This is a genomic window from Variovorax sp. UC74_104, from assembly GCF_044055375.1.
Classification (GTDB): Bacteria; Pseudomonadota; Gammaproteobacteria; order Burkholderiales; family Burkholderiaceae_C; genus Variovorax.
The window spans coordinates 4,960,562-4,979,126 of the sequence record NZ_CP171978.1 but is presented as its reverse complement, the minus strand read 5'-3'; the positions used below and the strand labels follow the sequence as shown (position 1 = coordinate 4,979,126).

The window sequence follows — 18,565 nt, the reverse complement described above, 5'->3', positions numbered from 1 at the left end:
GCGAAGCTTCTGACGCGTCAGATCGCGCAGCCGTCCGGCCCGCATGCGTTGGGCTCCGCGGAGGGCGACTGCGGCGGCGCGACGAACGCACCGAGCTGGGCCTTCCAGTCTTCCGCACGGCCGAGCCACGGGCCGATGTCGACGCGGCCGGCGCTGCCGTCGGGTTGCACGAGCACGAAGGTCGGAAAACCCTGGCCGCCCGCGCGCTGCAGGAACTGGCGGCTCTCGGCGATATGGCGCGAGGTGGCTTCGCCCGACTGGCGCTCGAAGGCCGAGGCGAAGGCTTGCGCCTCGAAGCCGAGCTCGGCGGCGATCGCCTTCAGCACTTCCACGTCGGCGATGCGGCGGCCATCGACGTAGTGCGCGCGCTGCAGGGCGTGGATCATGTCCAGCCCGCCGCCCGGGCGCAGCGATTCGGCCGCGAGGATGGCGGTGGTCGGCGGTTCGGAATCCATCACCGCGCCGGTGTCGCGCAGCAGTCCCTCGAAATAGCGTTCGCCGAAGGGCTGGCCGGTCATCTCGGCGATGCGGTGGTCGTGCGGCATCACGTAGTCGCGCCACTGCGGCGTGATGGCGCGGCGGTTGGCGCCGGTCATCATGCCGCCGCCGTGGAACTCCACCTTCAGGCCCGGCACCTCGCGCGCCGCGTCGACCAGCGGCGCGGCGGCGTAGCACCAGCCGCACAGCGGATCGAAGATGTAGTGCAGCGTGGCGCCTGCGCCCCTTGCATCTGCTGCGTCGTTCATTGCGGCCATTTCATTTCTCCTTTGATCACCTTCGCGCCGAGTTCCAGCGAGGAGGTGTCTTCCAGTTTCGGATAGCGCTTCTTCATTGCGGCGATGAGCGCGGTCGAGTCCTTGGCCTTCGCAGCCTCGGCCTCGAAGGCCTTGAGGTAGTCGCGCGTGAACTTCACCGACGCGAGCGAGTAAGGGGCACTGCCGTTCGCGTTCGGCAGGTAGTGGCCGGGCACGACGGTCTTCGGATGCAGCGCCTCGATGCGGCCCAGCGTCCTGATCCAGTCGCGGCGCGATTCGGGCGTCTGCGTGTCGGCCACCCACACGTGGATGTTGGCCGACACCGGAATGCCGCCGACCACCGCCTTCAGCGAGGGAATCCACGCGAAGCTGCGTTCGGGCGTGGGACCGTCGAGGCCGACGACCTGGATTTTGCGGCCCTCGAGTTCGATGCTGTCGCCGGCCAGCGGCTGCGGCACCACCAGCGCCTTGGGCGCGTTGTCCTTCAGGATCGGGCCCCAGTGCGCGAGCTTGCCGTCCTTGGAGGCCTGGATGGCGGCCACGGTCTGCGGCGTGGCGACGATCTTCGCGTCGGGGAAGGCGGCCTGGATCACGTCGAGGCCGAAGTAGTAGTCGGGGTCGCTGTGGCTGATGTAGACCGTGGTGAGCTTCTTGCCCGTGGCCTTGATCTTCTGCACCAGCGCCTCGGCGTCGTTGCGCTGGAACTGGGCGTCGATCAGCACCGCGTCGGCCTGGCCGGTGACGATCTCGGAGGAGACGGGGAACATCGACTTCGCGCCGGGGTTGTACACGTCGAGCTTGAGCGCCGGGGCAGTCTCGGCAGCCTGGGCGGAGAGGCTGAAACCGAGGGCGAGAGCACAGGCGATGAGGGTTCTGCGGAACATGGTGGCGGGCTTTCTCTGTGTGATTCGACTGGGTGGATGGGTGACAGCGCTGAATGCCACGAATGTTAGGTTGCGCGAATAGAAACAAAAACCTGACGATCCACAACGAATAGTTTCCGAATCCGGTCGAATCAGTCGGTGGCACGCCGTTCCAGATGGGCCACCAGCAACTGCGCCGAGGGCGACAGCTCCGTGCCGCCCCGGAAGCAGATCGCAAAGCGCCGCCGCGCCCACGGGTCGGTCAGCGGCATCAGCCGCAGCCCGAAGGTCTGGGCGAACGGGCGCGCCACCTCCGCCGGCACCACGCTGATCGCCAGTCCGGCGCGCACCACGCGCAGCGCCGCGTCGAAGTTCGACACCAACACCCGGTACACCAGCGGCTTGCCCGCCACCGCCGCTTCGCGCGCGAGCATCAGCTGCACGGCGCTGAGAGCCGGCATGCCGACGAATTCGTGGTCCAGCACCTGCTCGAAGCGCACGCTCTCGCGCTGCGCCACCGGATGCGAAGGGTGCGCCACGATGGCGAGGTGGTCGCTGCGGTAGTCCCGCCGCTCCAGGCCTTCGAGGTCGGCGGCGTCCCAGCACAGGCCGATGGAGGCGCTGCCCTCGCGGATGCCGCGCACGATCTCGGGGCTCACGCGCTCTTCCATGTCGACGCGGATGTTGCGGTGCGCCGGGTCCTGCAGGAAGTCGGCCACGTCCTCGGCCAGCGACTCGGCCATGACCGAGGCCGAGGCCAGGATGCGCACGTGCCCGCGCACGCCGCCGGCGTACGCCGCCATGTCGCGCTCGATGCGGTTCACGCTGCCGAGCATCGCGCGGGCGTGCTCCAGCAGCGTTTCTCCAGCCGGCGTGGGCACCACGCCCCGGCGCTTGCGCAGCAGCAGCGGCGTGCCGACGGTTTCCTCCAGCTGGGCCAGCCGCTTGCTGATGGCCGAGCCGACGATGCTGGCCTGCTCGCCGGCGCGCGCGATGCTGCGCGTTTCGCAGACGGCGACGAAGAGGCGCAGGGTGGTGAGGTCGAGGTCTCGCATGATGTTCCGTTCTGGAATCAGATGGCTTCCAAAATATACCTTCTGAGTCGAATTGGAACTCCTACCATCGATGCCCTGGCCCACATCACCCAGCATCACCACGGAGACAAGACTTGATTCACGCCTTCCTGCCGCCGCGTGCGGTCGTCCGCGAAGTTGGCCTGCGCGACGGCCTCCAGAGCATCGCGCGCGTGCTTTCCACCGAACACAAGCTCGAATGGATCCGCGACGCGCACGCCGCCGGCCAGCGCGAGATCGAGGTCGGCTCTTTCGTGCCGGCGCGGCTGCTGCCGCAGTTGGCCGACACGGCCGAACTGCTGGCCTACGCGAAGACGCTGCCGGGGCTCTTCGCCTCGGTGCTGGTGCCCAACCTCAAGGGCGCCGAGCGTGCCATCGAGGGCGGCGCCGACCTCGTGATGGTGCCGCTGTCGGCCAGCCACGCGCACAGCCTGGCCAACCTGCGCAAGACGCCTGACGAGGTGGTCGCCGAGGTCGGCCGCATCCGCGCGGCGCGCGATGCCGCGGGCTCCAAGACGCTCATCGACGGCGGCGTGGGCACGGCCTTCGGCTGCACGCTTCAGGGCCACGTCGATCCCGACGAGGTGCTGCGGCTGATGCAGGCGCTGCTCGACGCCGGCGCCGACCGCGTGAGCCTCGCCGACACCGTGGGCTACGCCGATCCGGCGATGGTGCGCAGCCTGTTCGAGCGCGCGCTGCGCATCGCGGGCGACCGGCTGTGGTGCGGCCACTTCCACGACACGCGCGGCATGGGGCTCGCGAACGCCTATGCCGCGCTCGAAGTCGGCATCACCCGCTTCGACGCCTGCCTCGCCGGCATCGGCGGCTGCCCGCATGCGCCCGGCGCCAGCGGCAACGTCGACACGGAAGACCTGGTCTTCATGCTCGAGAGCATGGGCGTGGCGACCGGCGTCGACCTGCCGAAGCTGCTCGACCTGCGCAGGCGCGTGGCCGGCTGGCTCGAAGGCGAGACGCTGCAGGGCACCGTGTGGCGGGCAGGCTTTCCGAAGACTTTCACGGCCACGGAAGGCATCGCGGCATGAGCACGAGCGATACGCAAGCCAGGCGCCTGCCGCTCGCGGGCATCCGCGTGGTCGAGTTCACGCACATGGTGATGGGGCCGACCTGCGGCATGGTGCTGGCCGACCTGGGCGCGGAAGTGATCAAGGTCGAGCCCATCGATGGCGACCGCACGCGGCACCTGCTGGGCGCGGGCGCGGGCTTCTTCCCGATGTTCAACCGAAACAAAAAGAGCATCGCGCTCGACCTGCGCAATCCGCAGGGGCTCGAAGCCGCGCTGCGTCTGTGCGTGAGCGCCGACGTGGTGGCGCAGAACTTCAAGCCCGGCACCATGGACAAGTACGGCCTGGGCTACGCCGCGCTGGGCAAGCTCAATCCGCGCCTCGTGTACGTGGACCACGCGGGCTTCCTGCCCGGCCCCTACGAGCACCGCACCGCGCTCGACGAGGTGGTGCAGATGATGGGCGGCCTCGCCTACATGACGGGGCGCCCCGGCGATCCGCTGCGCGCCGGCACCAGCGTGAACGACATCATGGGCGGCATGTTCGGCGCCATCGGCGCGATCGCCGCGCTGATGCAGCGCATGCAGACCGGCAAGGGGCAGGAGGTGAAGTCGGCGCTTTTCGAGAACAACGTGTTCCTCGTCGGCCAGCACATGCTGCAGTACGCCATCACCGGCCAGGCGGCCGCGCCGATGCCCGAGCGCATCTCGGCCTGGGCGCTGTACGACGTGTTCACGGTGAAGGACGGCGAGCAGATCTTCCTGGCCGCAGTGAGCGACGCGCAGTGGAAGACCTTCTGCGACGCGCTCGGCTTCGACGACCTCAAGGCCGACCCGGCGCTGGCCACCAACAACGACCGCGTGCGCATGCGTCCCACGCTGCTGGCCGACCTGCGCCAGCGCCTCGCGCAGCGCCCGGCGGCGGAGCTGTCGGCGATCTTCGAGGCCAAGGGCCTGCCGTTCGCGCCGATCACGCGGCCCGAGGACCTCTACGCCGATCCGCACCTCAAGGCCACGGGCGGCCTCGCCGACATCCGCCTGCCCGACGGCGATCGTGCCGGGGAGATCGCGCAGACCACGCTGTTCCCGATCACGCTGGACGGTGAGCGGCTGGGCGTGCGGCTGCATCCGCCGACGCTGGGCGAGCACACCCGCGAGCTGCTGGCGGAACTGGGCTATGGGCGTGAGCAGATCGACGAACTGCATGCGAGGTCGGCCGTGGCCTAGCGAGACGCCCGCCGCCTTTTTCCAGAAACATAAAGAAGAGAGACAAGACCATGACGAACGACACGCTTCCACTGAAGATGAACCGCCGCACGCTGCTCGGCCTCGGCGCCAGCGCCGCGGCGGTGGCCGCATGCCCCGCGCTCGCGCAGGGCTCGGACAAGCCCATCCGCCTGATCCTGCCGATCAGCGCCGGCTCGGGCGTGGACACCATCGCGCGCGCCGCGGCGCCTGCGCTGGGCAAGGCCTTCGGCCAGCCGGTTGTGATCGAGAACCTGCCGGGCGCCGGCGGCATCACCGGCGCGGCGGCCATCGTCAAGGCGGCGCCGGACGGGCTCACGCTGGGCATGGTGTCGAACAACCACGTCATCAACCCGGCCGTGTTCAGGAAGATGCCGTTCGACGCGATCAACGACATCACCCCGATCAGCGTGGTGGGCGCCACGCCCCTGGTGCTGCTGGCCAACCCGAAGCTGCCGGCGAAGAACGTGCCCGAGCTGGTCGCGTTGCTGCGCGCGAAGCCGGGCGCCTACAACTACGCCTCGTCGGGCAACGGCACCATCCTCCATCTCGCGGGCGAGATGTTCATGGACGAGGCCGGCGTGAAGGCGCGGCATATCCCGTACAAGGGCACCGGGCCGATGGTGACCGACATGATCGGCGGACAGGTCGAGCTGGGTGTGGTGGCACTGCCGGCGGTGCAGCAGCACATCAAGAGCGGCACGCTGCGCGCCATCGGCCTGTGCGGTGCGCAGCGCTCGCCGGCCGCGCCGGATATTCCGACCATCGCCGAGCAGGGCCTGCCCAGCTACGCGGTGGAAGGCTGGTTCGCCGTGATCGGGCCGGCGAAGATGCAGCCGGCCGATGTGCTTCGCGTGCACGACGCGGTGGTCGCCGCGTTCAACAGCGCCGAGGTGCGCGAGGCGATGGACAAGCAGGGCAACGTCGTCAGGCCGACGACGTCGGAGCAGGCCGCGAGCTACTTCCGCAGCGAGGCCGCGCGCTATGCGGCGCTGGTGAAGAAGGCGAACGTCGTCGTGGAATGAAGGATCGGCTCCTTCCACCGGGAGGAGGGAGGAATGCGGGCTCTATGCCGGCGCCACCGCGCGGTAGAGCGCGCGCACGAAGTCCGACTGCGTGATCATCCCCGCGAGGCGTTTTTCACCATCGATGATCGGGATGTGGTGGTGCCCACCCTCGGAGAACAGCGGCACCAGGTCGACCACGGGCCGGTCGGCGCTGGCCACGCGCACCTGGCGCGTCATGATCTGGCCGACCACCTCGGGCTTGTTCGACATCACCGTGCGGGTCGCGCGGATCAGGTCGCGCAGCTTGGCCGCGATGCCCTCGTGGTGCTGCAGGTCGAGCTGGCGGAAGAAGTCGGCCTGCGTGACGATGCCCACCACGCGGCGCGTGCGGTCGGTGACGGGCAGGGCCTTGATGCGGCGCTCGTGCATCAGTGCCCAGGCCTCCTGCAGCGGCGTGCCGAACTCCACCGAGATGGGCTGCTTCGACATGATGTCCGCGCAGCTCAGCGTGCCCAGGCGGCGCTTGTACGACTCCAGCTCGGTCTCGCGGATCAGCGATTCGAGATCGTCGCGGCTGATGTCCAGCACCTGGTTGTAGCGCGCAAGCACGGCGTCGATGTCGGCCTGGCTGAAGCGCGCGTCCGAGCCCGGCGGGCGCGGCGCCACCTGCACGTGCGGGTAGCGCCGTCCGGTCAGCGTGTTGTAGGCCACGCCCGCAAGCACCAGCAGCAGCGAGTTGGTGAAGAAGGGGAAGAGCGCCGACGAGAAATGCGTGGTGTGCGTCAGCACCGCGAGCAGCGCCGCGGCGCCGCCGGGCGGATGCAGGCAGCGCGTGCTGAACATCAGGCCGATGGCGCCCGCCACGGCGACGGCGGCGGCCAGCTCGGGGCTCGGAACCCAGTTGGCCGCCGCGATGCCCACCACCGCCGACAGCGTGTTGCCGCCGATCACCGACCAGGGCTGCGCCAGCGGACTCGCCGGCACAGCGAAAACCAGCACGGCGCTCGCGCCCAGCGGCGCGATCAGCCAGACCGATGCGTGCAAGGGACCGGCCAGCCAGTGCGACAGCAGCGCGGCGACCAGCAGGCCGATGCCCGCGCCGACCACGGCGCGCAGCCGCTCGCGCGCATCGACGGTGGTGCGGCCCGGCAGCCAGGCCCGCGCGTGGGTGAGGAGGGCGTCGAAGCGCATGCTCGTTCTCAGCCCTCGTGCGCCACCTTCCGGCCGATGTCGGGCCAGCGGTCATGCAGCCACACCCAGGCGACGAGGCCGATGCCCAGCATGCCCATGGAGGTCAGCGCCAGCGCGAGCGTGGAATGCATCACCAGCGGCGCCACCGCGCCGGCCACGATGCCGTTGGCCGTGGAGCCGATCACCGCCTGCAGCGACGACGCCATGCCGCGGCGCTCGGGGTGCAGGTCGAGCACCAGCAGCGTGACCACCGGCACCATCAGCGCCCAGCCGAAGGCGAACACCGCCAGCGGCCACAGCGCCCACGCCACGTGCGCCTGGAAGAAGGTGTTGGCCACCACGTTGACCACCGAGGTGGTCAGCATGATCACGAAGCCGTCGCGGATCTGCCGCTTGGGCGCCACCTTGCCGGCCATGCGCCCGCTGGCGCGCGCGCCGAGCATGATGCCGCCGATGGTCAGCAGGAAGAACCAGAAGAACTGCTGCGGCTGCAGCGCCAGGTGATCGCCCAGGAATGCCGGCGCGGCCAGCACGTAGAGGAACATGCCGTTGAAGGGCACGCCGCTGGCGAAGGCCAGCAGCAGGAAGCGCGGGTCGGAGCACAGGTCCCAGTAGCCGCGCATCAGGTGCCGCACCTGGAAGGGCTGGCGGTGGTCCTTGTGCAGCGTCTCGGGCAGCAGCTTGTAGTTGGCCGCGAACAGCACCACGCCCACTGCCACCAGGAACCAGAACACCGCGTGCCAGCCCGCATGCACGAAGAGGAAGCCGCCCACGATGGGCGCAATGGCCGGCGCCACGCCGAAGTAGATCGTGACCTGGCTCATCACCCGCTGCGCTTCGGCCGGCGGGAACATGTCGCGGATCACAGCGCGCGAGACCACGATGCCCGCGCCGGTCGACAGGCCCTGCAGCCCGCGGAACAGCACCAGCTGCGTGATGTTCTGCGAGAGCGCGCAGCCCAGCGAGGCCAGCGTGAACACCGCCAACCCCCACAGCACCACGGGGCGGCGGCCGAAGCTGTCCGACAGCGCGCCGTGGAACAGGTTCATGAACGCAAAGCCGAAGAGGTAGGCCGAGAGCGTCTGCTGCATCTCGGCCGGCGTCGCGCCGATGGAGCGCGCGATGCCCGAGAAGGCCGGGATGTAGGTGTCGATGGAGAAGGGCCCGAGCATGCCCAGCACTGCGAGCAGCACGGCAAGCGCCCAGCGCGGGGCCTGCCAGAGTTTGTCTGCGTCGGGATTCATGGTGAGGGTTGCTCCATTCTTCTTATTGCAAGTACCGCAGGTATTGCGGGTACCAAAAAGAAAGCGCCCTTGCGGGCGCCTCCTCGTGGGGAAATACCGGGAGACCGGATCAGAGCGTATCAATAAAGCTGCGCAGCTTGTCCGAACGCGACGGATGCTTGAGCTTGCGCAGGGCCTTCGCCTCGATCTGGCGGATGCGCTCGCGGGTCACGTCGAACTGCTTGCCGACTTCTTCCAGCGTGTGGTCCGTGCTCATCTCGATGCCGAAGCGCATGCGCAGCACCTTGGCCTCGCGCGGCGTGAGGGAGTCGAGGATGTCCTTGACCACGTCGCGCAGGCCGGCCTGCATCGCGGCCTCGATGGGGGCCGTGTTGCTGCTGTCCTCGATGAAGTCGCCCAGGTGCGAATCGTCGTCGTCGCCGATGGGGGTTTCCATCGAGATCGGCTCCTTCGCGATCTTCATGATCTTGCGGATCTTGTCTTCCGGAATCTCCATCTTCGCAGCCAGGATGCCGGCGTCGGGCTCGAAGCCGAACTCCTGCAGATGCTGGCGCGAGATGCGGTTCATCTTGTTGATCGTCTCGATCATGTGCACCGGGATGCGGATGGTGCGCGCCTGGTCGGCGATCGAGCGGGTGATGGCCTGGCGGATCCACCACGTCGCATACGTCGAGAATTTGTAGCCGCGACGGTATTCGAACTTGTCGACCGCCTTCATCAGGCCGATGTTGCCTTCCTGGATCAGGTCGAGGAACTGCAGGCCGCGGTTCGTGTACTTCTTGGCGATGGAGATCACGAGGCGCAGGTTGGCCTCGATCATTTCCTTCTTGGCATCGCGCGAGGACGATTCGCCCTCGTTCATGCGCTTGTTGATGTCCTTCAGCTCCGACAGCGGCACCACCACGCGCGACTGGATGTCGGCGAGCTTCTGCTGCAGTTCCTGCACCGGCGGAATGTTGCGCGCGAGCACGGCGCTCCACGGCTTGCCGGCGGCGGCCTGCTTCTCGACCCACTTCAGGTTCAGCAGGTTGGAGGCGACGCGGTTGCCGTTCTTGTCAAAGCCGCTGAAGTCGCGGATGAACTCGTCCTGCGGGAAGCCGCACTTGTCCACGATGATGCGGCGCAGCTCGCGTTCCTTCTTGCGCACGTCGTCCACCTGCGTGCGCACCAGGTCGCACAGCTTCTCGATGGTGCGGGCGGTGAAGCGGATGGTCATCAGCTCGTCCGACAGGGCCTGCTGGGCCTTGGCATAGGCGGGCGTGCCGTAGCCTTCCTTGTCGTAGATCTTGTGGACCTTCTCGAACAGCTCGGCGATGCGGTCGAAGCGCGAGAGAGCCTCGTTCTTGAGCTCTTCCAGCTTCTTGGTCAGGGCCTTGGAGCCGCCCTTGCCGTCGTCGTCGTCTTCCTCGTCGAATTCGTCGAAGTCTTCCTCGGCCACGTAGTCGTCGGCCTCGTTGGGGTTGGAGAAGCCGTCGACGATGGTCGAGATGACGACCTTGCCTTCACGGATCTCGCCGGCCAGGCGCAGGATCTCGGCGATGGTGGCGGGGGAGGCCGAGATGGCCTCCATCATGGCCATCAGGCCGCCTTCGATGCGCTTGGCGATCTCGATTTCGCCTTCGCGCGTCAGCAGCTCGACCGTGCCCATCTCGCGCATGTACATGCGCACGGGGTCGGTGGTGCGGCCGAATTCGCTGTCCACCGTGGAGAGCGCCGCCTCGGCTTCTTCCTCTGCTTCTTCCACCGTGGTGGCGGTGGGCGCGGTGTTGTTCAGCAGCAGGGTCTCGGCGTCGGGCGTCTGCTCGTACACCGCCACGCCCATGTCGTTGAGCATGGTGACCACGACTTCCATGGTCTCGGCGTCGACCAGCTTGTCGGGCAGGTGGTCGGAGATTTCGCCGTGCGTGAGGTAGCCGCGGGTCTTGCCCAGCGTGATCAGGGTCTTCAGGCGCGAGCGGCGCTTGGCCAGGTCTTCCTCGGAGAGCACGGTCTCGTCGAGGCCGAACTCCTTCATCAAGGCGCGTTCCTTCGCCTTGCTGATCTTCATGCGAAGCGGCTTGACCTTCTCTTCGGTTGCCGTGGCAGCCGCGGGCTCGTCACCCGCCAGATCGTCCTCGATGTCCGACAGGTCGACGTCGCTCTCGGGGGCTTCCTTGTCGGCCTTGGGCTTGCGGCCGCGCTTGGCACCGGTGGTGGACGAGGCGACGCCGGCGGCCTTGGGCGGGCGGCCGACCTTCTTGGCGGCCGGAGCGGCTGCCTTCTTGGGATCTTCGAGGGAGGTCGATTTCGTGGGCACGGTTTTCACTTTCGTAGCGGCGGCCGATTTGGATGCGGCGGCGGCCGTCTTGGTTGCCGGTTTCGCACCGGCTTTCAACGGTTTTTCTGTTGCGGGCTTGGTGGCGACGCTTTTGGCAAGTGAAGGAGCAGGCTTCTTTGAACTGGGCATACGACCTCGTTACGGCAAGAAAAGACAAGCGGAATCACAGGCGCACCGCCACGCGGACGGCGCCACCGAGCCCGTGCACAGGCACGGACTGGAAACAAATGGGAAAGAGGAAGTGATTCCTCAACAGGCAAGATGTCGGGCGAACATTTGGTGTGCAGTCCTTGCGGTTATTGGCCCTTTCCGCCGGAATCTACCGTTGGAGTGCGTTGCGCTAGGGGCCGGCCCGGAGGTGCTGCTGTCGCTCTTGCCTAATTTCGCCAGTTGCGAAGCCCTACATTATAGCGTGTTGCGCAAATTTCAAGCAGTTTCCGAACCTGAAGCGCGCAATCGGGCGCGCAATTCGAGCCGTCTTGCCTGAATCGCCCTGAAACGGCCCGGCGCATCCGGGTCTTTCCCGAAAGCAGCAATTGCTTCGCTTTCCTGCTTTTTCAAGAGTTCCTCGAGCATGAAGTCGAGCACACTGGCCAATTCGCGCGCGGAGTCGGCCAGGTGCTGCGCTTCCTCGCCCTGCGGAACCGGTCCGGCTTCGGCGACGGACATCAGCCGCTCGGCCAGGGGTTCGAATTCGAGCCCGCGCAGGCCTTCGCGCAAGGCCGCCCAGGGTTGTACGCCGTGCTCGTGCAGCTGGCTGTCGAGCCAGGTGAAGAGGGCACCGTGCTGGCCCGGCAGGTCGCACAGCATCACGTGGAGTTCATGCGACAGCGCCTCCCACTGGGCCATGTTCGACAGCAGCAGCCGCACCGCCACGTCGGGGCGGCTCGGCGGTGCGCCGCGCCCGCGCAGGGGCTCGATGGGCTCCTCGAACTTGCCGCCCCAGCGCCTGCCGCCCTTGCCCGTGAACTTGCGCTGCTGGAACTTGGGCTTGCTATCGTTTTCATAGCGCGGCGGCTCATAGTCCTGCGGCGGAGGCATGTCCGGGTAGTAGTCGTCTCCGCCAGCGTCGCCGTAGCCCGGGGGCTCGTCGTGGCGCCGCTGCTGCGCGGGCGCGCCGCCGGCCTTGCGCAGACCGGGCGTGGAGGCCCACAGTTCCGACAGCGCGGATGCGTCGAGCTGAACCAGGGTCGCAATTTCGCTCAGCAGCTGTCGCTTGAGCGCGCCGTCGGGCATGGCGTTCCACAGCGGGCGCACGTTGCTCGTCATGTGGGCGCGGCCCTCGGCGGTGGTCAGGTCGCAGCCTTCGCGGGCGGCCTCGATCATGAAGCGCGACAGCGGCGTGGCCTCGTTGACGAAGCGTGCGAAGGCCTCGGCGCCGTGTTCGCGGATGAAGCTGTCGGGGTCGTGCTCGGCCGGCAGGAACAGGAACTTGATGCTGCGCACGTCGGTGGCATAGGGCAGGGCCCCGTCGAGCGCCTTGCGCGCGGCGCGGCGGCCGGCGGCGTCGCCGTCGAAGCTGAACACCACCGATTCGGTGAAGCGGAAGAGCTTCTGCACGTGTTCCGTGGTGCAGGCCGTGCCCAGCGTGGCCACCGCGTTCGGAAAGCCGAGCTGCGCCAGCGCCACCACGTCCATGTAGCCCTCGGTGACCAGCGCGTAGCCCTTGTCGCGGAAGGCCGCGCGGGCCTCGTAGAGGCCGTAGAGCTCGCGGCCCTTGCTGAACACCGGCGTCTCGGGCGAGTTCAGGTACTTGGGCTTCTCGTCGCCCAGCACCCGGCCGCCGAAGCCGATGCATTCGCCCTTCACGTTGCGGATGGGGAACATCACGCGGTCGCGGAAGCGGTCGTAGCGCTTGGCTTCCTCGTCGCTGAGCTTGCCTTCCTCGTTGTTGACGATCACCAGGCCGCTCTCGGCGAGCAGCGGGTCGTCGTAGTCTGGGAACACGCTCGCCAGTGCGCGCCAACCGGCCGGCGCATAGCCGATGCCGAACTGCTTGGCCACCTCGCCCGAGACGCCCCGGCCCTTCAGGTATTCGATGGCGCCGGGGGCCTGCCGCAGGTGCTTGCGATAGGCGTCGCCGGCCTTTTCGAGCACGTCGGTCAGCGTGGCCTGCTTCTGGCGCTGGCTGGCGGCGCGGGCGCGTTCGGCGGGGGAGACGTCATCTTCGGGCACCTGCATGCCGTACTGTCCGGCAAGGTCGTGCACCGCCTCGACGAAGCCCATGCCCGCGTGTTCCATCAGGAAGCCAATGGCGTTGCCATGCACCCCGCAGCCGAAGCAGTGATAGAACTGCTTGGTCGGGCTGACGGAGAAGGAGGGCGATTTCTCGCCGTGGAACGGGCACAGCCCCATGAAATTGGCGCCGGCCTTCTTGAGCTGCACATAGCGGCCGACGATCTCGACCACATCGGCGCGCGCGATGAGTTCCTGGATGAATGAAGCGGGGATGGTCATGTAGGCGAAGAGCGGCAAATCATACGCAAGCAGCCGAAGGTTCACCGCCAAACGGCATACTGAAAGCGACCGGAATCCACGCATGACGACGCCCAAACCGCTGCAACACGTCGCGCCGCTGCTGCGCCACCCCCTCAGATTCTTCTGGGATGCCCTCAAGGAATTCCGCGCCAACCAGGGTCTGCTGCTCGCGGGCGCGGTGGCGTACTACGCGCTGCTGTCGATCGTGCCGCTGCTGATCGTGAGCGTGATCGCGCTGTCGCACGTCATCGAACAGGCCGAGCTGCTGCGCACCATCGGGCGATACCTCGAATGGCTGCTGCCGGGCCAGTCGAAGGCGATCGTGGCGGAGCTGTCGAGCTTTCTCGACCACCGCGACGTGCTCGGGCCGGTGCTGCTGGTGACGATGATCTTCTTCAGCTCGCTGGCCTTCAGCGTGCTCGAAAGCGCGATGGCGGTGATCTTTCACCACCGCAAGGCGGACCACAAGCGGCACTTCCTGGTGTCGGTGGCCATGCCCTACGTCTACATCCTGTGCCTGTGCGTGGGGCTGCTGCTGGTCACGCTGGTGTCGGGGGCGCTGCAGCTGGTGGGGCAGGAAAGCGTCGACCTGCTGGGACGCAGCTGGTCGCTGTCGGGCGTCTCGGGGCTGCTGCTGTATCTGCTGGGGCTGGGTGGCGAGATCTTCATGCTGACCTCGCTCTATCTCGTGATGCCGGCCGGGCGCATGTCGCTGCGGCATGCGCTGCTGGGCGGCGTGACGGCCGCGCTGCTGTGGGAGGCCACGCGGCGGGTGCTGATCTGGTATTTCTCGACGTTGTCGCAGGTGAACGTGGTCTACGGTTCGCTCACCACAGCCATCGTCGTGCTGCTGAGTCTGGAGATCGCGGCCACGCTGGTGCTTCTGGGGGCTCAGGTGATCGCGAACTACGAGCGGCTGGACCGCACTGGCAGCACGAAGCTGCCGGAGTCGGAAAAGGTCAGCGGGGAGCCAGTCGAATCGCTCCGTCCAGGCGGATCACCTCGCCGTTGAGCATGTCGTTCTCGATGATGTGCTTCGCCAGCTTGGCGTAGTCCTCGGGCGTGCCCAGGCGGGAAGGGAAGGGCACGCTGGCGGCCAGCGCGTCCTGCACCTCCTGCGGCATGCCGAAGAGCATGGGCGTGCCGAAGATGCCGGGAGCGATGGTCATGTTGCGGATGCCGCTGCGCGCGAGGTCGCGGGCGATGGGCAGGGTCATTCCGACCACGCCGCCCTTCGAGGCGCTGTAGGCCGCCTGCCCGATCTGGCCGTCGTAGGCGGCTACGGAGGCGGTGGAAATCAGCACGCCGCGCTCGCCGGTGGACTCGGGCTCGTTTTTGCTCATGGCGTCGGAGGCCAGGCGGATCATGTTGAAGCTCCCGATCAGGTTGACCGTGACGGTCTTGCTGAAGGTGGCCAGCGCGTGCGGGCCGTTCTTGCCCACCGTCTTCTCGGCGGGCGCAATGCCGGCGCAGTTGACGAGGCCGACCAGCTTGCCGAGCTTGACGGCTGCCGCCACGGCCGCCTGGCCGTCGGCTTCCTGGCTCACGTCGCACTTGACGAACACGCCGCCGATTTCCTTGGCAACGGCTTCGCCCTTTTCAGCCTGCATGTCGGCGATCACCACCTTGGCGCCGTTGGCGGCCAGCATGCGAGCCGTGCCTTCGCCGAGGCCCGAGGCGCCACCGGTCACGATAAAAACCTTGCCGTCGATCTGCATAAAAGTCTCCTGAGATGAGCCTTTCATTATCGAAGACGCGAAGCACAGGCCAGGAACACCGCGGGACCGGCTTCGTCGGGCCGCAAGTGATGCCCCCGGTAGGGGGCGCGAAGCGACACGAAGTGCGCGCAGCCTGGGGGCGAGCAACAGGTATAAAAAAGGCCTCATCCGAGGATGAGGCCCTGAATTGGATCCGTGAGGACCCAAGGAGACAACTGGTGGTGGTCGGTTGCTTAGCGCTTGCGCGAAGCGGTAGCGGTCTTGGCAGCGGCGACGGCTTGGGTCGACACGGCGTTGAAGTTGGCTTCGGCGACGTCAGACGCCTGCTTGACGGCCTTTTGCACCGATTCGAAAGCGTTGTTGGCGGCAGCCACGGCGCTCTTCAGGACGGCAACGGCGGTTTCCGAACCGGCAGGAGCGTTCTTGGAAGCGCTGTCGACCAGGCCGACGAAGGCTTGCTGGGCTTCGGTCGCCTTGGCTTCGAAGGCCTTGGTGAATTCGGCGCCGGTGCCTTGGGCGATGTCGTACAGGTGACGGCTGTAGGCGGCGGTCTTCTCGGCCAGGGGCTGGAACAGGCTGGCTTGCAGCGTCAGCAGTTCTTGCGCGTCCTTCACGCTCAGGGCGGCCTGGGCGGTGTTCTGGGCTTCGGTCAGGGCGGCCTTCGAAGCGGTCACGTTCAGTTCGACGAGCTTCTCGACGCCTTCGAAAGCCTTGGTGGTCAGGCCGAAGAGGGTTTCGAGGTTTGCTTTTTGAGCGGCGAGGATTTGGTCAGCGGTCAGGGCCATTTGGGATCTCCAGAAGGGATGATTGAGTGGTCGGTTCACGTTGCGCTGTCTCGCCGTCAATGTTGCGGTGCAGCATGGGCTCAAGTATAGGCAGCTGAGATTTGCGATCAAGCGGTTTTTGTTGCTCTGCAGCAATTTAGAAGCCGCCTTCTAAATTCGGCTGCCGGCGGGTCTCCAAGGTGGCTTTCCGCCTCGGAAGCCGCTGGCAAAATGCCGCGCGATGAGCGCCCCGACCCCCAAACCCACCCCCCACGCGCGCAGCGGCTATCGCGCATTCCGCAGCATTCCAACGCGCTGGGCCGACAACGACATGTACGGCCACGTCAACAACGTCGTCTACTACAGCTGGTTCGACACGGCGGTGAATGCGCTTCTGATCGAGCGCGGCGCGCTGGACATCCACCAGGGCCAGACCATCGGCTTCGTGGTGGAGACGCAGTGCAACTACTTCGCGCCGATCGCCTTCCCCCAGACGGTGGAGGCGGGGGTGCGGGTCGCCCAGGCGGGGCGCTCGAGCGTGAGATACGAGATCGCGCTCTTCGCCGAAGGCTCCGATACCGCGGCGGCGCAGGGCCATTTCATCCACGTCTACGTGGACCGTGCCACTCAGCGCCCGGTGCCGCTGCCGCAGGCGCTGCAGCAGGTGGTCGATTCGCTCAAGGCTTGACCGGGCAACGGGCAACGAAACGGCCAACGAAAGACGGCGCCCGAGGGCGCCGTCGATTACGTAAAAGCCCTGAAGGCTGTTACATGGTCTTCTTCATGGCCTTGATCTCGGCCTTGCCCTGGGCTTCGTCAGCCTTGGCCTGCTTCTCGCAGGCGGTCTTGGCCTCGCCCTTCTGGTCGTCGCACTTTTCCTTCGCGACTTCGTAGGCGGCCTTCACCTTTTCCTCGGCCACCTTGCGTGCGTGGCTGTCGCTGGGCTGGTACTGCTGCTCGAGCTCGGCCTTGGCAACGTCTTCCTTGCCCTTGGCTTCCTTCATGCAGACGTCCTTGGCGTTGTCCTTCATCGTGTCGCACTGGGTCTTGGCGACCTTGTAGTCGGCTTCGATCTTTTCCTTGGCGACCTTGTATTCGTCCTTGGTCATGGCACTGGCCTGGGTGGCGACGAAACAGGTGGATGCGAGGGCCAGCATGAGAAGGTGCTTTTTCATGGGATGTTCTCCTTCGAGGATTGGATGGATCGGATTGGCAGGGGAGTCAGGGGATGTCCGACGGCGCTCAGTTGCGCTCGAACCAGAGCGCGTCCGGCGAGCGGCCGTCACGCGATTCCCAGTCCTTGACCTGCTTCTCGGCTTCGTCGCGGCTGATGCCGTGGCGTTCCTGGATGCGGCCGAGCAGCTGGTCGCGCTTGCCGGCGATGACGTCGAAGTCGTCGTCGGTCAGCTTGCCCCACTGCTCCTTGACCTTGCCCTTGAGCTGCTTCCAGTTGCCTTCGATGGTGTCCTTGTTCATGCGAATCTCCTTTGGGACTGTTGATCCGGCGGGCTGTGTCCGCCGCCGTGAAAGCAATGTGGCTTCAACGATTCGCCCTGCCGGTAGGACGTGCTGTTCGCCCCCCGTAGGCAGAGGCCGACGCGCGCCGTGATAATCGAACGGCCGCCGAAAGATTGAGACAACGCGCCCAGCACCATGATCATTCACAGCCTGCTCGACACCGACCTCTACAAGTTCACGATGATGCAGGTGGTCCTGCACCACTTCCCGGGGGCCAGGGTCGAGTACCGCTTCAAGTGCCGCAACCCCGGCGTCGACCTCGCCCAGTTCGCCGGGCAGATCCGCGAAGAGGTGCGCGGGCTGTGCTCGCTGCAGTTCCGCGACGCCGAGCTGGCCTACCTGCGCTCCATGCGCTTCATCAAGAGCGACTTCGTCGACTTCCTCGGGCTCTTCCGGCTCAACGAGAAGTACATCAACATCATTCCCCAGCCCTCGGGCGAGCTCGAGATCCGCATCAAGGGGCCGTGGCTGCACACCATCCTGTTCGAGATTCCGGTGCTGGCCATCGTCAACGAGGTCTACTTCCGCAACACGCAGAAGAACCCCAATTTTCAGGAGGGCCGCCGCCGGCTCGAGACCAAGATCGCCCAGTTGCAGGAAGCCGGCCTCGGCGACCTGAAGATCGCCGACTACGGCACGCGCCGCCGCTTCTCCAAGGACTGGCACGAAGAGGTGCTGCGCACGGCGGCCGCGCGCCTGGGCGCCGTCACCTCGCCGCCGGTGCAGGCGCCGCCCGGCGCGCGGCTGCCGCAGCTGGCGGGCACCAGCAACGTGCTGTACGCCATGAAGCTCGGCATGATCCCGCTGGGCACCATGGCGCACGAGTACCTGCAGGCCTGCCAGGCGCTGGGCCCGCGGCTGCGCGACAGCCAGATCTTCGGCTTCGAGAGCTGGGCGCGCGAGTACCGCGGCGACCTGGGCATCGCGCTGTCCGACGTGTACGGCATGAGCGCCTTCCTGCGCGACTTCGACCTGTACTTCTGCAAGCTCTTCGACGGCGCCCGCCACGACAGCGGCGACCCCTTCGTCTGGGGCGAGCGCATGCTGGCGCACTACATCGCCAACCGGGTCGACCCGCGCACCAAGACGCTGATCTTCAGCGACGGCCTCACGGTGCCGCGCACCATCGAGCTCTACCAGCAGTTCCGCGGCCGCTGCCAGCTGGCCTTCGGCATCGGCACCAACCTCACCAACGACCTGGGCTACGAGCCGCTGCAGATCGTCATCAAGATGATCGAGTGCAACGGCCAGCCGGTGGCCAAGCTGTCGGACACGCCTTCCAAGAACATGTGCGAGGACGAGAAGTACCTGGCCTACCTGCGCCAGGTCTTCGAGATCGAACAACCCCCGGCGTGAAGGCTGTACTGACCT

17 protein-coding genes and 1 pseudogene are annotated in these 18,565 nt (G+C 66.9%); 7 read left to right on the top strand and 11 right to left on the bottom strand.

Translation table 11 applies throughout. From position 1 onward, the window contains the following. Positions 1-17 precede the first annotated feature (17 nt). The 3 genes and pseudogenes from ACHMXA_RS23440 to ACHMXA_RS23430 all read right to left on the bottom strand — a co-directional run bounded on the left by ACHMXA_RS23440 (position 18) and on the right by ACHMXA_RS23430 (position 2,673). The gene (locus tag ACHMXA_RS23440) at positions 18-755 is read right to left on the bottom strand and encodes a DsbA family protein (RefSeq protein WP_395316474.1); all 738 of its coding nucleotides are present in this window, start codon (positions 753-755) and stop codon (positions 18-20) included. Beyond that, positions 749-1,639: pseudogene (locus ACHMXA_RS23435) on the bottom strand (MBL fold metallo-hydrolase); the annotation flags it as partial. The gene ACHMXA_RS23440 and the pseudogene ACHMXA_RS23435, both read right to left, overlap by 7 nt. Before the next feature lie 131 nt (positions 1,640-1,770). Next, entirely contained in the window at positions 1,771-2,673 is a 903-nt protein-coding gene (locus ACHMXA_RS23430) for a LysR family transcriptional regulator (RefSeq protein WP_176667103.1), read from the bottom strand. A 113-nt stretch (positions 2,674-2,786) separates the two neighbouring features. Here ACHMXA_RS23430 and ACHMXA_RS23425 point away from each other — a divergent pair, with 113 nt between their 5' ends. From ACHMXA_RS23425 to ACHMXA_RS23415, 3 genes are read left to right on the top strand one after another with little or no spacing between them, the layout of a single operon-like run. Next, positions 2,787-3,734: a hydroxymethylglutaryl-CoA lyase gene (locus ACHMXA_RS23425; protein ID WP_395316473.1), complete on the top strand. Its 948-nt coding sequence runs from the start codon at positions 2,787-2,789 to the stop codon at positions 3,732-3,734. Beyond that, complete coding sequence (locus ACHMXA_RS23420) at positions 3,731-4,939, top strand: CaiB/BaiF CoA transferase family protein (RefSeq protein ID WP_395316472.1); 1,209 nt, start codon at positions 3,731-3,733, stop codon at positions 4,937-4,939. The genes ACHMXA_RS23425 and ACHMXA_RS23420 overlap by 4 nt, the downstream gene beginning before the upstream one ends. Before the next feature lie 50 nt (positions 4,940-4,989). Next, the gene (locus tag ACHMXA_RS23415; RefSeq protein ID WP_395316471.1) at positions 4,990-5,982 is read left to right on the top strand and encodes a tripartite tricarboxylate transporter substrate binding protein; all 993 of its coding nucleotides are present in this window, start codon (positions 4,990-4,992) and stop codon (positions 5,980-5,982) included. A gap of 42 nt (positions 5,983-6,024) precedes the next feature. Here ACHMXA_RS23415 and ACHMXA_RS23410 read toward each other — a convergent pair whose 3' ends face one another. The 3 genes from ACHMXA_RS23410 to rpoD form a co-directional block, all read right to left on the bottom strand. Then, positions 6,025-7,155, bottom strand: a complete 1,131-nt coding sequence (locus tag ACHMXA_RS23410; protein WP_395316470.1) for an HPP family protein — start codon at positions 7,153-7,155, stop codon at positions 6,025-6,027. 8 nt (positions 7,156-7,163) lie between these two features. Then, complete coding sequence (locus ACHMXA_RS23405; RefSeq protein ID WP_176667099.1) at positions 7,164-8,399, bottom strand: multidrug effflux MFS transporter; 1,236 nt, start codon at positions 8,397-8,399, stop codon at positions 7,164-7,166. 109 nt (positions 8,400-8,508) lie between these two features. Further along, entirely contained in the window at positions 8,509-10,695 is a 2,187-nt protein-coding gene (rpoD, locus tag ACHMXA_RS23400) for an RNA polymerase sigma factor RpoD (RefSeq protein WP_395316469.1), read from the bottom strand. Here rpoD and ACHMXA_RS23395 point away from each other — a divergent pair. Further along, a complete protein-coding gene (locus ACHMXA_RS23395) occupies positions 10,688-11,203 on the top strand; it encodes a hypothetical protein (protein ID WP_395316468.1) in 516 nt (171 codons plus the stop codon). The two genes, rpoD and ACHMXA_RS23395, sit on opposite strands and share 8 nt — an antisense overlap. Here the strand turns inward: ACHMXA_RS23395 and dnaG are convergent. Continuing rightward, positions 11,143-13,173 carry a DNA primase gene (gene dnaG / locus ACHMXA_RS23390; RefSeq protein WP_395316467.1) on the bottom strand — a complete coding sequence of 677 codons (2,031 nt, stop codon included), beginning with the start codon at positions 13,171-13,173 and terminating at the stop codon, positions 11,143-11,145. The two genes, ACHMXA_RS23395 and dnaG, sit on opposite strands and share 61 nt — an antisense overlap. Positions 13,174-13,255: 82 nt before the next feature. Here dnaG and ACHMXA_RS23385 point away from each other — a divergent pair, with 82 nt between their 5' ends. Next, entirely contained in the window at positions 13,256-14,206 is a 951-nt protein-coding gene (locus tag ACHMXA_RS23385; RefSeq protein WP_176667096.1) for a YihY/virulence factor BrkB family protein, read from the top strand. Here ACHMXA_RS23385 and ACHMXA_RS23380 read toward each other — a convergent pair. Next, positions 14,154-14,912: a 3-hydroxyacyl-CoA dehydrogenase gene (locus ACHMXA_RS23380; RefSeq protein ID WP_395316466.1), complete on the bottom strand. Its 759-nt coding sequence runs from the start codon at positions 14,910-14,912 to the stop codon at positions 14,154-14,156. The genes ACHMXA_RS23385 and ACHMXA_RS23380 overlap by 53 nt on opposite strands. 233 nt (positions 14,913-15,145) lie before the next feature. Beyond that, entirely contained in the window at positions 15,146-15,697 is a 552-nt protein-coding gene (locus ACHMXA_RS23375) for a phasin family protein (RefSeq protein ID WP_176667094.1), read from the bottom strand. A gap of 220 nt (positions 15,698-15,917) precedes the next feature. Between ACHMXA_RS23375 and ACHMXA_RS23370 the strand changes: the two genes are divergently transcribed. Next, positions 15,918-16,364, top strand: a complete 447-nt coding sequence (locus ACHMXA_RS23370; RefSeq protein ID WP_395316465.1) for an acyl-CoA thioesterase — start codon at positions 15,918-15,920, stop codon at positions 16,362-16,364. 79 nt (positions 16,365-16,443) lie between these two features. Here ACHMXA_RS23370 and ACHMXA_RS23365 read toward each other — a convergent pair whose 3' ends face one another. Further along, a complete protein-coding gene (locus ACHMXA_RS23365) occupies positions 16,444-16,851 on the bottom strand; it encodes a hypothetical protein (protein WP_176667092.1) in 408 nt (135 codons plus the stop codon). Positions 16,852-16,918: 67 nt separating this feature from the next. Then, positions 16,919-17,152, bottom strand: a complete 234-nt coding sequence (locus ACHMXA_RS23360) for a CsbD family protein (RefSeq protein ID WP_126024924.1) — start codon at positions 17,150-17,152, stop codon at positions 16,919-16,921. A 177-nt stretch (positions 17,153-17,329) separates the two neighbouring features. On the opposite strand from ACHMXA_RS23360, the gene pncB reads away from it, so the two are divergent. Then, complete coding sequence (gene pncB, locus ACHMXA_RS23355; protein ID WP_093203434.1) at positions 17,330-18,550, top strand: nicotinate phosphoribosyltransferase; 1,221 nt, start codon at positions 17,330-17,332, stop codon at positions 18,548-18,550. Positions 18,551-18,565 lie beyond the last annotated feature (15 nt).

What these genes read in the sequence shown, in the direction of transcription:
- ACHMXA_RS23440 (WP_395316474.1), bottom strand. Translation starts at nt 755, where the DNA reads ATGGCCGCAATGAACGACGCAGCAGATGCAAGGGGCGCAGGCGCCACG.
- ACHMXA_RS23385 (WP_176667096.1), top strand. Translation starts at nt 13,256, where the DNA reads ATGACGACGCCCAAACCGCTGCAACACGTCGCGCCGCTGCTGCGCCAC.
- ACHMXA_RS23375 (WP_176667094.1), bottom strand. Translation starts at nt 15,697, where the DNA reads ATGGCCCTGACCGCTGACCAAATCCTCGCCGCTCAAAAAGCAAACCTC.
- ACHMXA_RS23430 (WP_176667103.1), bottom strand. Translation starts at nt 2,673, where the DNA reads ATGCGAGACCTCGACCTCACCACCCTGCGCCTCTTCGTCGCCGTCTGC.
- ACHMXA_RS23415 (WP_395316471.1), top strand. Translation starts at nt 4,990, where the DNA reads ATGACGAACGACACGCTTCCACTGAAGATGAACCGCCGCACGCTGCTC.
- ACHMXA_RS23410 (WP_395316470.1), bottom strand. Translation starts at nt 7,155, where the DNA reads ATGCGCTTCGACGCCCTCCTCACCCACGCGCGGGCCTGGCTGCCGGGC.
- ACHMXA_RS23365 (WP_176667092.1), bottom strand. Translation starts at nt 16,851, where the DNA reads ATGAAAAAGCACCTTCTCATGCTGGCCCTCGCATCCACCTGTTTCGTC.
- ACHMXA_RS23420 (WP_395316472.1), top strand. Translation starts at nt 3,731, where the DNA reads ATGAGCACGAGCGATACGCAAGCCAGGCGCCTGCCGCTCGCGGGCATC.
- pncB (WP_093203434.1), top strand. Translation starts at nt 17,330, where the DNA reads ATGATCATTCACAGCCTGCTCGACACCGACCTCTACAAGTTCACGATG.
- dnaG (WP_395316467.1), bottom strand. Translation starts at nt 13,173, where the DNA reads ATGACCATCCCCGCTTCATTCATCCAGGAACTCATCGCGCGCGCCGAT.
- ACHMXA_RS23405 (WP_176667099.1), bottom strand. Translation starts at nt 8,399, where the DNA reads ATGAATCCCGACGCAGACAAACTCTGGCAGGCCCCGCGCTGGGCGCTT.
- ACHMXA_RS23360 (WP_126024924.1), bottom strand. Translation starts at nt 17,152, where the DNA reads ATGAACAAGGACACCATCGAAGGCAACTGGAAGCAGCTCAAGGGCAAG.
- ACHMXA_RS23380 (WP_395316466.1), bottom strand. Translation starts at nt 14,912, where the DNA reads ATGCAGATCGACGGCAAGGTTTTTATCGTGACCGGTGGCGCCTCGGGC.
- ACHMXA_RS23370 (WP_395316465.1), top strand. Translation starts at nt 15,918, where the DNA reads ATGAGCGCCCCGACCCCCAAACCCACCCCCCACGCGCGCAGCGGCTAT.